The following is a 12959-nucleotide window of genomic DNA, read 5'->3' as shown; positions in this document are numbered from 1 at the left end:
ACTTGATGTCACCGCGCTTGCCAGCCTGATTAACGCGAAGCAAACGGACGAATCCGGCGCCGATGGGCCGAGAATCTTTTTCAGGAGTCCCTATATGGCCTGTTCAGCCTGACGCTGGTGCGGATGGTGCCGGTGGCTTTGGCGACCTTTGGACTGCGAATCGGACTTTGGACCACCCTGTTCGTGGGTTGGTTCGGTCCGCGCGGCCTGGCCAGCATCGTCTTCGGCCTGCTGGTGCTCGACAGTCCGCTCGTCCACGGCAGCACGATCGCCTCGATAGCCGCGTCCACCGTGCTGCTCAGCATCGCGGCCCATGGCCTCAGCGCCCTCGGCCTGGTGACGCGCTACGGCCGCGTCAGCCGCTCCTGATCGACTCGCGAGGTTTCAAGAGGACCCACTGTTCTCAACAGGACCTATTGTTGAGAAGATCTGTCGAGCCTCGGTGTCCACCCGTCCCGCCACCGGCCTTGGCAGCCCCTCCGGCCTCGATCCCAGCGCGGCGGGCCTGCGCAGCAGCCTGCATGACCGAGGCCAGCGCCTCACCCCCCAGCGTCAGCGGGTGCTCTCCCTGTTCGAGCGGATCGGCGAAGGGACCCACCTCAGCGCCGAAGACGTCCACCAGAGCCTGCTCCGGGCCAGGGAGCGTGTCTCCCTGGCCACCGTCTACCGAACCCTGCGGCTGCTCAGTTCCATGGGGCTGCTTCAGGAGCTGGAGCTGCCGGAAGGGGGACGCCGCTTCGAGCTGACCGGCGACACCCATCGGGATCATCACCATCTGGTCTGCATCCGCTGTGGCCGCACCGAGGAGTTCGAGAACGGTGCCGTGCTGGCGGCCGGCGAAGCGGCAGCCAAGGTGCAGGGTTTTCGGATGTTGGAGTGCGTGCTCAACGTGCGCGCCCTCTGTCCGAGCTGCGCCGCCGAGTCGACCTGAAGGCGGCCCTGCTGGTTGCACCGTTCGGGGAACCTGGGGTGGAGAGCCACGCCTCTGAGAGAGGAGAGGTCCCGGGAAGCTGCAACTGCTGATCGGCCCACTCGGCCGTGAGGGCGGCCAGCAGGCTGGCCCGGTCGCCACGAAGACGAAACATCGGTGCGGTGCGTCGGTCGTCTTCAGGTTGGAAGGACCGTGCGGCTCAGGCGGTACGGATGTGACGGCGTCGGGCAACCGATGGCACGGTTGAGCGCATCTCACGCACGGACCCGATGACCCGACGCCCTTGCAACTAGCAGTTGTTATTGAGAATCGCTTGCAAAAGGGGGCGTTGTTGTTTAGGTTGCGAGTCATTCGCATTAAGCCCGCAGGCGGTTCTGAGCCCCCTGTGGCCACGCCCATCCATGAGCTTTCGTTTCCTGCCCGACGCTCCGGCCTCCAGCGTGAGGGTCCCCATCGGTCAGACCGTGCTGCTGGATCCCGGTCTGCGCGCTGAAGGCAGCTGCATCGAGGTGCTCGAGGGGATTGCCCGCGTCTACTGCCCCTGCGAGGAAACCGAAGGCATGACCCTCGCCTTCCTCCAGCCCGGCGACCAGCTCTGCACGGATCGTCTCTGCAGCGAAGGGGTCTGCGTCGAAGCTCTCACCCCCCTGGTGTTCCGCACCGACACCGAGGCCGCCGGCAGCGGTTTCGATCCGGTGAATGAGTGGACCCTGCAACTCCTGCGCATTCGCCATCTCAGTAGTGCCGAGCAGCGGCTGCACGCTCTGTTGTCACTGCTGGTTCGGCGCCTCGGACGGCGCTGTGGCAACTGGTGTGATCTGCCCTTCCGCCTCACCCACGAGCGCATTGGCGAACTGATCGGCACTACCCGCGTCACCACGACGCGCCTGATCTCCCGCATCCGCCAGGCCAGGTTGATTGAGGTGCCCAGTGGCGCCTCGGTGCTGCGCCTGGCACCAGAACTGGTGGAATCGGCACCTCTGGCGGCTGCCTGATCATGACGTCACCCAGATCAGCTAACCCAACCAAGCTGGGGACAGCCGCAAGCGACCGGACCAGCGACAGCCTGATCACAAGCCTCTGCCGCGAAGCCGATGGCGTGCGCCAGCGCTGCCGTCAGGTGATCGCAGCGCTCGGCTCCACGCAGGAGCAGCGGCTGATCCTCCGTCTGGAGCGGGAGCGAACGTTGCTGCTGCAACGACTGCAGGATCTGCGCACCACTGGTCTGGTGCTCCGTCGCCAGGGCCTGAGGCAGTCGATCAGCCTGGCTCTGCTGCTGGAACTTTGCAGTCGTCCACTCTGTACCTGAGACCGGACCCCAGCTTGGATCCGGTTCGGCGCCATCTGTTCAGGCGGTCTCCGATCAGGCTAGCTGCGCTGGGCTGTGCTGGCCCGCTGCCAGTTCTCCATCGATCAGTAGAACGGCAGCCGGTTGGTTCTGGCTGAGCCGCACCCGACCCAGCAGATGGGCCACCTCATTTTCGGAGGTGATCTGGCCCTGAATCAGGGGGTCGAGAAAGACAGTGGTACGCGTATCGCCGGATCGTTCAGCCATCGCATAGATCTGTTGCAGCGATGTGGTGAGATCGGCTTCCATCTGGAAGACGGCCGTGAGGATCTCCTCGAGGCCGATCCATCCCTGTCGGGGGGCTGGGATGTCGCGCAGGGGGACCGCCTGGCCGCGGGCGACGAGATAATCGGCAAACTGCGCCGCGTGCTGGCGCTCACTCTCGGATTCCAGCTTGAAGTAGTTGGAAAAGCCGCGCAGATCCCGCTCCCCGAACCAGATCGCCAGGGCCCAGTAGGAGAGGCTGGCCTGCAGTTCCAGCATCAGATGCTCCTGCAGAGCTTCCAGCAAGGAGGGTTCCATGGCCTGGGCCACGGGTCTGCGGAAGGCTCCGATGCCGATGGCTGGCAGGGTCGCCTCAGCGGCGGTGGTGAGGCTGGTCTCAGCTGGTCCCATGCATTGGCTGGCAGTGGAGCTCAGCGTACCCAGATCAGGCAAAGACCGGCCATGCCCCACCCTGTGCCATTGGTTACGTGGCGAGGTGACCAGGCCTGGCCGGCGGCGAATTGCTCCGGAAACGTTCCTACGATGGCGATCAGACATCCAGTCGTCGAGTCACGGCTGTCAGAGCACAGTTGTCAGAAGACGGTTGTCATGACCCGCCTGTCATGACCCGCTTGTCATGATCAAGCTGTCCTGACCCAGCTGACCTGCAAGACGTTCTGGTTGCCGCCCTTTCCCCGTTCTCCTTTCCACCATTTCCTGCCATGTCCCAGCCTCTCGGCCCCAGTGACGACCCACGCCTGCAGGCTCAGGAGCCGGTTGCGCGTGTCAAGACTCTGCGTGTCGCCAAGAAGAAAGGCTGCAAGAAGTCGAAATGCTCCAAATGGAAAGGCGGTCAGTGCCGCTGCGGCCGCGATTAGTGCGGACCCCGCTGCCGTTCCAGGGTGGGGACCAGGGCCATGGCTGCCGCCAGCCCGAGCAGCAGGATCAGCAGGGCCGGTACCAGGGCTGCCCCCACCCGTTCATCGCTGGCGTACTGATACACCCGCACCGAGAGGGTGTCGAAATCGAAGGGGCGTAACGCGAAGGTGAGAGGCAGTTCCTTCACGGTGTCGACAAACACCAGCAGAGCTCCCACCAGCAGTGGACCACGCAGCAGCGGCAGGTGGACCCGCTGCAGCACCTTGAGCCAACTGCATCCCAGGCCGGTGGCAGCCTCATCGACACTGGGGGGAATGCGCTCAAGCCCCGCATCCAGTCCACCCTTGGCCACCGCCAGAAAGCGATCGGCATAGCCCCAGACCAGCAGCAACAGGGGACTCAAGGCCCAGGGCCCGCCCAGCAGCATCAGGGCCAGGGCCAGCACGGCCCCCGGCACGGCGTAGCCCATGCCGGCCAGAAAGGTGATCCGGCGCAGCAGCACCTGGGGAATCCAGCGTTTGGAGATGGCCAGCACCAGGCCAGCTGCGACCGTGAGCAGCGCCGCCAGCAGGGCCAGAGCGAAGCTGCGCAGGGTCAGGGCGATCAGGTCTTGGATCGATTCGCCGTGCATCTGATCCCAGCTCGACACGGCCCAGAGCAGGGGAAATCCCAGTGCCAGCAGGGGGGGCGACAGGGTGATCACCTGGGCCAGAGCGGCCCGCCAGCCGCTCAGGGGCCAGGGCTGCAGCCGGTCTCCCGGCGAGCCCATCCCCCAGCGACGGCTGCGGTGGCGGAGCTGCCGCTCGGCTCCGACCAGCACACTCACGATCACCAGAGCGGCAAGGGCCAGCCCCACGGCGCCCTGCGGATCACCATCGTTCTGCCAGCGTTGCAGGATCCCCACCGAGAGGGTGGGAACGCCGAGCAGTTCCACGGCTCCCAGCTCATTGACGACCTCCATGCCGCTCAGGGCGATGCCTGCCCCGATCGATGGCAGGGCCATTGGCAGGGCCACCCGGCGAAAGCTGCCCCAGGGGCCCACGCCAAGGCTGCGGGCCGCCTCGATCTGGCGGCGTCCACTCACGGCAAAACTCTCGCTGCCGAGCAGGAAGACGTAGCTGTATGTGCTCAAGGTGAGCACCAGCACAGACCAGGCCAGGCCATGCACGCGCAAACCGTTGCGGCTGCCCAGATCCACCAGGGTGGCGGCCAGCAGGTAGGCCGGAGTAGCCAGGGGCAACAGTTGGGCAATGGCAAGCCAGCGCCGTCCTGGGAAGCTGCAACTGGCCGTGAGCCATCCGGTGGTGGTGCCGAGAACGGCGCCGATCACACCGACCAGCAGCAGCAGGGTCAGGGTGTTACCCAGCTGCAACAGGCCGCCGGGCCCCAGATCCAGAGGCTGCGCGGCAGCGCCGGAGAAGGCGAACTGGACAAGGCCGATCAGTGGGGCGAGGGCGAGGAGGCAGATCAGCCAGACCGCCAGCCCGAGGAGCAATCGCCGCGGTGGTCTGCTCTCAAGGTGATCGACGGGCGATGGCGGACCTGGACCTAGCTCGGTCTCGGGGGCCACCGAGCCTGAAGCAACGGCAGGCAAGAAAGAATCCACGCAATTTTCAGTCGCCAGCCATCATGACCAGCCGTTGGCCTGCATCAACTCCACGGCCTTTCGGTTCTTCTCGCCCATCTGCTGCACCGAGACCCCATCATCTCGGAATGGTCCGAAGTCCTTGAGGATTGCACTGCTGCCGTAACCCTTGAGCGGATATTCAAAATTGGCCTCGGCATAGCCCTCACCGCCGCTGGGGGACGCCAGGAACTCGATCAGACGGGTGGCGGCCTCCGCCTGGGTTGAGTTCCGGGTCACGCCGGCCCCGCTGACGTTCACATGAGCCGGGTCGGGGAACACGACCTTGAGCTGCTTGGCCAGGGACTGATCCGCTTCGCCGCTGAGACCGGCGAGCATGCGACCCACGTAGTAGCTGTTCACCAAGGCCACGCCACACTCTCCTTTGGCCACCGCCCGGGCCAGGGGGGTGTCGGAGGTGTAGAAGGGTTGGCTGACATTGGCCACCATGCCCTTGATCCAGCTGACCGTGGCCGGTTCACCCCGTTGAATCAGCTGATCGGCCACCAGGGATTGGTTGTAGACGCTGCGGTTGTTGCGCAGGCAGAGTTTGCCTTGGAGGGCGGGCTTGGCCAGATCGGCATAGGTGCGAATTGTGGCTGGATCCACCATGGCTGGATTCACCACGACCATGCGTACTCGACGGGTGAGTGCGAACCAGCGGCCCTGCGGATCGCGGAGGTTGGCGGGCACATCGCGATCCAGCTGCTTGGAGCTCACCGGCTGGAACAGATCCATGCCCGCGGCCTTGTCAAGGCGGGCAGCATCCACAAGCACCAGCACATCGGCCGGACTGTTGGCTCCTTCGGTGCGAACCCGTTCGATCAGGGCATCGTCCTTGCCTTCCAGCAGGCGCACCCGGATGCCGGTCTGCTCGGTGAAGCGGCGGTAGAGCTCCTTGTCGGTGTTGTAGTGACGGCCGGAGTAGACCCCGAGTTCCTGCACCGGAGTGCGGCCCATCCGACGGACGACCACGGCGGCCCCCGCCGCCACGGCCAGCAGGGCCACAAGCCCAGCGATCACAGGGACGGAAACCGGACGGCGGGGTTGATTGCTGCGAGACATGGAAAAAGGGACCTGCGCTGAAGATCCGAACGTTGTTGGCGGACCCTACGCAGCAGTTCTGCAGAGACCACGACACAAATGAAGCGGCCCGACGTGACATTGGTCACGCCGGGCCGGAGGGATCTGCAGAAACGGATGGTTCGTGCCGGGATTCAGCGTTGACGGCGCACCGGGATGGGAACCAGCACCGGCTGCATCAGACCGCCGCCACCACTGTCGTCGTCGGAGTCTGCCGTGAGCCAGAAGGCGAGACCGAACAGTGCGAGCACTCCGGTGAAGACAAGCAGTTCAGCCATGGCATCCGGTGCGTGTTCGGCTCAGCGTAGCCACGCTGAACAGGGTGGGTGTAGCCGACATGGCGGTTTTCCTGCCTTGGGATCTCAGCTCAGGGGCGCCAGGGCCAGCACGCCGCCCGCCAGGGTGAGCAGCAGGGCCAGTCGCGCCGTCCAGCCTTTCGGAAGACGGCGGACCGCCAGGAAGGAGCCAGCCACCACAGCGCTGGAGGCCAGTCCCACCCCCAGCCACCAGGTCAGGGCACCGCTGGCCTCCTGGCCATGCAGCAGAGCATGGATGGCCACGGCCACTGGACCTCCGACCAGCGCCAGGGCGGGCGGCCTGGAACGACGCTGAACCTGCAGGATCAAGGCACCCACACCGGAAACGGCAAGAGCCGCCAGGGTTTCGGCCAGTGGGACCTGGGCGCCGCCAGTGCCGATCACAGCACCGATTGCCGCGCCGACCAGGGCGAACACCAGGAGACCGGAGCCGATGCAGGAGGCTGCGGCCCCAACTCCCAGCAACAGCAGGAGATGGTCCAAGCCGAGCAGGGGATGGGTGAAGCCACTGCCGAAGCCTGCATCGGCGACGCCGTGGGCGGAAGCGGGCAGGGCCGAGAGAAGGCTGAGGCCAAGGCCTGCCGCCGCGGCCGGCAGCAGGGATCGGCGGATTGAGGGGGGCAGAAGCATGGATGACTCTGTCCGCGCCAGCGCGGTTGGGGAGGGGCGAGTGGTGTTCAGGGAGGCTGGTCCCATCCATGCATCCATGGCCTGCATGGATCGGGCCGGCAGATGTGTCAGTGCAGGGTCAGTGTCGGCAGAAATCAGGGCTGGTGATGGCAGCCAAGGGACAGCACGTCGAGAGAAAGGACTGAAACCAGTATCTCGCCTGCTGTCACAGGGCATCGCAGCAATGGAGACAGTGGTGCTGAGAGCGCCAGGGAGTCAGCCCCGCCGCTGCCGCTCTGGCTGCCGATCTCAGGCGAAGCCCTTGCCGGCATGTTTGGCCACGCAGGCCTGGAGTTGCTGACGCAGGCGGGTGTGGTCGAGATCGCGGCCAATCAGCACGATCTGATTCTTGCGCTCATCACTGGGCCAGTCGCTGTCATCGATGGAAAAGCGCTTGCCGGCCAGGTGGAACACGTGGCGCCGCTCACTTTCGTTGAACCAGAGGATCCCTTTGGCACGAAACACACTGCCAGGCAGCTGGTTGTCGAGAAAATTCTGGAACTTGCGCAGGGCAAATGGACCATCGGCAGCGAAGGACAGGGAGGTGAACCCTTCGATCGCCAGATGATCGGGGTGGGCGCCGTGATCATGGTGATGCCCGCCGTGGCCGTGATCGGCATGACTGTGATGGTTGTGATCGTGCTCGGTGTGATCGTGCACGCAATGGCCGTGTTCGTGATCACAGGCGTCGTGATCCGCCGCAGCGGCGGCCCGCTCCTGCTCCGCCTGCTGGCTGGTCGCCACTTTGTCGCTTTCGAACAGGCCCACGCTGAGCAGCAGAGGCAGTGGCACTTCCCCCTTCACCGATCTGAGAATCCGGGCATCGGTCTTGATCGTGCGTAGTTGCCGTTCCAGCTCGGCGAGCCGCTCTTCCTCCACCAGATCGCATTTGTTCAGCAGCAGCATGTCGCTGTAGACGATCTGGGCGCGACCCACTTCTCCGGCCAGAATCTCTTCGCCGAAGTTCTCCGCATCCACCAGGGTGATGATCGAATCGAGGCGGGTCTGCTCGCGCAGATCGCTGCCGAGGAAGGTCATCGCCACCGGCAGAGGATCGGCCAGACCTGTGGTTTCAACCACCAGGTAATCGACGGGGTCAGGACGATCGAGGATGCGGTACACGGCCTCGAGCAGTTCACCGTTAATCGAGCAGCAGATGCAACCGTTGCTGAGCTCGACCATGTCTTCACCGGTGGTGACGACGAGATCATTATCGATGCCGATTTCACCGAACTCGTTCACCAGAACGGCCGTCTTCACCCCCTGCTGATTGGAGAGGATGTGATTCAACAAGGTGGTTTTGCCGGCGCCGAGGAAGCCGGTCAGGATCGTGACTGGCAGGCCTGAGGGCAGCGGCTCCGTCGTTGCCACGGTCGCCGGATCCTGCAGGGGCGCTGTGGCTTCGCTGGCGGCGACACGGCCTGGGGCGGGAGACATGCGCGGTGGGGGAGGACAGCCTGTCTTCAGGGTAAGCGGGCGCGGAGGCTGGTGGCTGCGGCTGGAATCAGGACGGCAGGGCCTGCCGCCACCAGCGCCACCCCTCCAGGTTGATCGCCAGCCCCAGCAGCACCAACACGACCATCAGCACCACTTGATCCAGGCGCGAATCCGGGACGACGATGTCGGCGATCAGGTGGGGAATGTTGGTGATGGTGTAGACGATGCTGAACCAGAAATGAAGGCGCCGCCAGGGTCGCCACCGCCGAGATCCCTGGGGATCACTGGCCGCATAGGCGATCAGAAGCACGGCTAGAAGTGGCAACAGGAAGTATCCCAGCATCGCCCCGAACAGCAGAGGCAGCTGGGCAGCATCCACATGGCTCTCGATCTCCGGCGATTGGCCATGAAACAGAGGCATCAGCCCCAGCTCGACATGGAAGAGCATGGCCAGCAACCAGCAGATCCAGAGGCTGCGCAGTCGCAGGGCGTAGTCGATTGGGAACGTCATCAATGCAGCTGGGAACTGTCGGCTCGGGGCCTCTGCCGCTTCAGTCTGGACAGGATTTTCGCCATTGTTTTCGCCACTGACTTCTCAACGTTGATCGGCTCTCAGGGTTTCAATCATCCAGGACTGGGTCGTAGATCTCCACGGAGTCCCCTTTCTGTCGCTTGGCGCGATACATGGCCAGATCCGCCTGATGCAGAAGGTCAGCAGCAGCTGTGAGAGGGTCGGAGGTCATGGCGATGCCGATGCGTGGTTGCAGCACTGCGGTGTCAACGTGCAGGGTGTTGCCCACCTGCTTCTTCAGCCGATGGGCCATGGCGAGCGCCTGCTGCCGACTGCCGCATTGCTCCAGGACAACGACGAACTCGTCTCCAGCAAAGCGCACCAACACGTCGTCGGGGCGCAGTGCGGCCTGAAGACGCTTGGTGATGGCCACGAGCAGGCGGTCACCCACAGTGTGGCCGTAGGTGTCGTTCACTTCCTTGAAGCGGTTGAGATCGCAGAACATCACCACTGCCTGACCGGCGTGGCGGTGCAGGCGATCAAGGGCGGTCTGCAGGTAGTCGCCGAGGGAGCGTCGATTGGGCAGGCCAGTGAGCGGATCCTGGTAGGCCTGGTTCTTGAGATGCTGCAGGTTGTGATGGCGTGAGGTCACGTCCCGCTGAACCGAAATCCAGTGGGTGAACCAGCCGCTGGGGTCCTGCAGTGGGGAGATCGCTATGTCCACCCAGTAGGTGCTGCCGTCCTTGCGGTAATTGAGCACTTCGGCGTTGAAACTCCGCCAGTTTTCCAGGGCCGTGCGCATGCCGGCCCGCACCAGAGCACTGGTCCCGGCTCCCTGGAACATCCGCGGACTGCGTCCCAGAACTTCCTGGTAGGAGTATCCGGTCTGGGAAAGCAGCGCGGCATTGGCATAAAGAATCACGGGGCCAGGAGCTGCGAAGGGCTCAGCTGTGGTCACCAGCACCACGTCGCCGATCGCGTGCAGCAACCGTTCAAACAGTTCCACACGTTGGCGCGCGATGGCCTCGGAGCCACGCTGTGGCTGGAGCAGGCTGGGGCCAGCGAAGCCTTCCTCAAAGGCGAGCAGTCCGACCCCCACGCCATCGTCGGTGCGAAACAGTCTCACCAGCAGAGATGTTTCCTGCCAGGGGAGCCAGAGATCACGAGGACCCTCCTGGGTCATCACCAGGCTGTGCAGCTGGATCGCTTCGGCCAGGGCTGGCCAGAACGGCAGGAGGGCGCCACCGATCGCTGCGCTCAGACCCTCTCCCAGACAGGCATGGGCCTCGCGATCGGCGTAGAGGATCGTGAGGCAGGCCTTATCGATGCCAGGGCTTTGGGGGTCAAGGCCCCTGATCAGCAGCAGACCATCGCCGGGAAGCAGCAGAAAGGGTTCGAGGCCGGCAGAGGAATCCTCCGGGCGCAGAATCACTCCGGTGATCGTTGATTCGCTGTCAGATGCACGCTCCATGGGCTCCGGGCGGGATCGACCCGGCGGATCAAGGCTGGCTTGATCAACCGCGGAGCCGCTGGATACGGATTGAATATCAATGCTAAAGGGTCCTATTGCTGACCCCCCCCCGAAGTGTTCCAACAATTTGCTCATTATGCATCAAATCATCTCGCTGGCCATAGACTTGTGGCGCTGGAAACATGTTTCGTGATCCAGGCCTCCACGTCATCCACCGCTGCAGCGAATCGAGCCGGAGAGGCTTGGGCCACGACCCTGCGGTGCGGCAAGAGGTGAGAAGCCTGTCGGCGGACCTGCCGGACCTTCCATCGGAACCCCGGTAACGGCGGCTTAGCTTGATCGCCTTGCGTTCACGTGGGCACTGCAGAGGATCAGCTCCCAGGCCCCCGTCACCTGACCTCTTTGTCCGCCTGCATGCAAGGCCCACCCGATTCCGGCCAGCTCTCTTCAGGTCAGCTGCCTGCCAATCAGCCCTCCTCCAGTCAACCGACGCGATGGAGTCGGCGCCAGATCCTTCCCCTCGCGGCCGGAGCCCTGGGGCTGGGCCTGGGGGGTCTGCTGTTGCCGCGGTCCGGCGGGGTTGGGCGACAGCCTCCCGCCGGTCAACGCCATCCACCGCTGTCCCCTGCCGGCGAAGGGGATAGGCCGCTTCCCTTCGACCCGATGGCGGTCCTGCGGGAGTTCCACACCGGTACCGTCCGCCGGGAAGACGGCCGCCTTGTGCGGGAATTTGATCTCACGGCCGACACCACCCTGCTGCCGCTCAACCCGGCCGTGACCTTCAAGGCCTGGGCCCTGAATGGACGGGTGCCCGGTCCGACCCTGCGGGCCAATGCCGGCGATCGCTTGCGGATCGTGTTCCGCAACCAGGACAGCACCTCCCACAGCCTTCATTTTCATGGCATCCATCCGGCCGCGATGGATGGGATCCGACCCGTGCGCCACGGGCGCAACACCGTCTATGAATTTGATGCCGAACCTCACGGCATCCATCCCTACCACTGCCATGTGGCCCCGGTGACCCGTCATGTGAGTAAAGGGTTGTATGGCCTGTTGATCGTGGATCCTGTCACGCCACGACCGCCCGCCGACGAACTGGTGCTGGTGATGGGGGGCTATGACCTGAAGGGCCAGGGGCGCAATGATCTGTATGCCTTTAATGGCATCCCGAATTACTACCGGGATCATCCGATCGATCTCTATCAGGATGCTCTGATTCGACTTTATGTTCTTAACATGGTCGAGTGGGATGGGCCGCTCACCTTCCACCTCCATGCCAATCTCTTCAAGGTGTATCGCTCCGGTCTTTCCTCCACTCCGGATGAGCTGAGTGATGTGATCACCATGGGTATGGCGGAGCGCCATATTCTGGAGTTCAGCTATCGCTACCCTGGCCTATACATGTTTCATCCCCACCAGGATCAGATCGCCGAGCGCGGCTGCATGGGGCATTTCAACGTTGTGCCGCGCCCGATCAACGGTTGATCACGCGGCCAGGTCACGTTCGTCACACTTCAGCGTGACAGAAGGCTTTGCCCTTTGCCGAGGCCGGCGGAGGATCGCCCCATCCAGCTGTTGCCGATTCCATGGGTCAGGGGCGCCGTGCCATTGAACTGTTTCTCGCCCTCGGTGCTTCGGCGGGTCTGGCTGTGGGCTGCGGTCTGCCCTATCAGGACGGCGCGGCGGGGCCCGAGAGCGGCGGCGCCACTGCCACGTCCCCTGCCCCTGGCGCAGGCCACCACGAAGGTGGAGAGGGGGGCGAGGGAGGCGAGGGCGAAGCCGGGCACGGCAACACTGGCCATGGCGAACGCATGGATCCGGGCTCACCGCTCACCTACGCCACGGTGCTGGGCCTGATGCAGGGGCACCTGCTGGTGGCCGGCGAGCTGATGCAGCGGGGCCGGGCTGCGGATGCTGAACCCCACCTGGCCCATCCCGCCGATGAGCTCTACGGCGACCTGGAGCCGGAACTCAGCCGCCGGGGTGCGGTGCCCTTCCGAGGCAAGCTCACGGTGCTGCAAGACCTGATCCGTACAGCTCCCACGGCACCGGCCACCGCGCAAGCCGTGGAAGAGGCCCGCCGCTCGATCGATCAGGCCCTCGCCGTGCTGCCGGATTGGGAGCGCCGCGATCCGGCCTTTGTGGCGACGGTGATTCGGGAGTTGCTCAACACCGCCGCCAGCGAGTACGAGGCGGCCATCACCGATGGCCGGATCGCTGAAACGGTGGAATACCAGGACTCCAGGGGATTTGTTCTCTACGCCGAGCAGCTCTTCAGCGGCATCGCGCCGCAACTGGCAGCCAGTGACCCTGCCCTGGAGCGGAAGCTGGCGTCCACCTTCGCGGCCCTGAAGCCGGCCTGGCCCGATCCGGTGCCGCCCAGTCGCCCCGTGCTCACGGCTCAGGAGGTGCGGCAACGGACGGCCGCCCTCTGAGAGAGGCCGCTCTGAGCGACTCCCTTTGGACACTCCTCCAACAGGGCGGA

At 64.6% G+C, this 12959-nt stretch carries 14 protein-coding genes; 6 read left to right on the top strand and 8 right to left on the bottom strand.

The window, feature by feature from the left end:
• Positions 1-132 precede the first annotated feature (132 nt).
• The 4 genes from H8F24_RS18040 (at position 133) to H8F24_RS18025 (ending at position 2240) form a co-directional block, all read left to right on the top strand.
• Entirely contained in the window at positions 133-369 is a 237-nt protein-coding gene (locus H8F24_RS18040; RefSeq protein WP_197170445.1) for a hypothetical protein, read from the top strand.
• A gap of 73 nt (positions 370-442) precedes the next feature.
• The gene (locus H8F24_RS18035; RefSeq protein WP_197170444.1) at positions 443-931 is read left to right on the top strand and encodes a Fur family transcriptional regulator; all 489 of its coding nucleotides are present in this window, start codon (positions 443-445) and stop codon (positions 929-931) included.
• Between the two features lie 401 nt (positions 932-1332).
• Positions 1333-1926: a Crp/Fnr family transcriptional regulator gene (locus H8F24_RS18030; protein ID WP_197170443.1), complete on the top strand. Its 594-nt coding sequence runs from the start codon at positions 1333-1335 to the stop codon at positions 1924-1926.
• A gap of 2 nt (positions 1927-1928) precedes the next feature.
• A complete protein-coding gene (locus H8F24_RS18025) occupies positions 1929-2240 on the top strand; it encodes a hypothetical protein (protein ID WP_197156315.1) in 312 nt (103 codons plus the stop codon).
• Positions 2241-2294: 54 nt separating this feature from the next.
• Here H8F24_RS18025 and H8F24_RS18020 read toward each other — a convergent pair whose 3' ends face one another.
• The 8 genes from H8F24_RS18020 to H8F24_RS17985 all read right to left on the bottom strand — a co-directional run bounded on the left by H8F24_RS18020 (position 2295) and on the right by H8F24_RS17985 (position 10474).
• Positions 2295-2894 carry a ferritin gene (locus H8F24_RS18020; protein ID WP_197156313.1) on the bottom strand — a complete coding sequence of 200 codons (600 nt, stop codon included), beginning with the start codon at positions 2892-2894 and terminating at the stop codon, positions 2295-2297.
• A gap of 463 nt (positions 2895-3357) precedes the next feature.
• Positions 3358-4857, bottom strand: a complete 1500-nt coding sequence (locus H8F24_RS18015; protein WP_231597954.1) for an iron ABC transporter permease — start codon at positions 4855-4857, stop codon at positions 3358-3360.
• Positions 4858-4989: 132 nt separating this feature from the next.
• Positions 4990-6051, bottom strand: a complete 1062-nt coding sequence (locus H8F24_RS18010) for an extracellular solute-binding protein (RefSeq protein ID WP_197156309.1) — start codon at positions 6049-6051, stop codon at positions 4990-4992.
• A gap of 152 nt (positions 6052-6203) precedes the next feature.
• Positions 6204-6347 carry a hypothetical protein gene (locus tag H8F24_RS18005; RefSeq protein WP_197156307.1) on the bottom strand — a complete coding sequence of 48 codons (144 nt, stop codon included), beginning with the start codon at positions 6345-6347 and terminating at the stop codon, positions 6204-6206.
• Positions 6348-6431: 84 nt separating this feature from the next.
• A complete protein-coding gene (locus H8F24_RS18000; protein WP_197170442.1) occupies positions 6432-7016 on the bottom strand; it encodes a HupE/UreJ family protein in 585 nt (194 codons plus the stop codon).
• Between the two features lie 288 nt (positions 7017-7304).
• The gene (locus tag H8F24_RS17995) at positions 7305-8492 is read right to left on the bottom strand and encodes a GTP-binding protein (protein ID WP_197156303.1); all 1188 of its coding nucleotides are present in this window, start codon (positions 8490-8492) and stop codon (positions 7305-7307) included.
• Positions 8493-8559: 67 nt separating this feature from the next.
• The gene (locus tag H8F24_RS17990; protein ID WP_197170441.1) at positions 8560-9003 is read right to left on the bottom strand and encodes a hypothetical protein; all 444 of its coding nucleotides are present in this window, start codon (positions 9001-9003) and stop codon (positions 8560-8562) included.
• 109 nt (positions 9004-9112) lie between these two features.
• On the bottom strand, positions 9113-10474 hold the full coding sequence (locus H8F24_RS17985) for a sensor domain-containing diguanylate cyclase (protein ID WP_197170440.1): 1362 nt from the start codon (positions 10472-10474) through the stop codon (positions 9113-9115).
• A 414-nt stretch (positions 10475-10888) separates the two neighbouring features.
• Between H8F24_RS17985 and H8F24_RS17980 the strand changes: the two genes are divergently transcribed.
• Entirely contained in the window at positions 10889-11959 is a 1071-nt protein-coding gene (locus H8F24_RS17980; protein WP_197170439.1) for a multicopper oxidase domain-containing protein, read from the top strand.
• 101 nt (positions 11960-12060) lie between these two features.
• Positions 12061-12909 carry a hypothetical protein gene (locus H8F24_RS17975; protein ID WP_197170438.1) on the top strand — a complete coding sequence of 283 codons (849 nt, stop codon included), beginning with the start codon at positions 12061-12063 and terminating at the stop codon, positions 12907-12909.
• The last annotated feature ends 50 nt before the right edge of the window (positions 12910-12959 follow it).

It is taken from the genome of Synechococcus sp. CBW1002, from assembly GCF_015840915.1.
GTDB lineage: Bacteria > Cyanobacteriota > Cyanobacteriia > PCC-6307 > Cyanobiaceae > CBW1002.
This window is presented reverse-complemented; position numbering and strand designations above follow the sequence as displayed.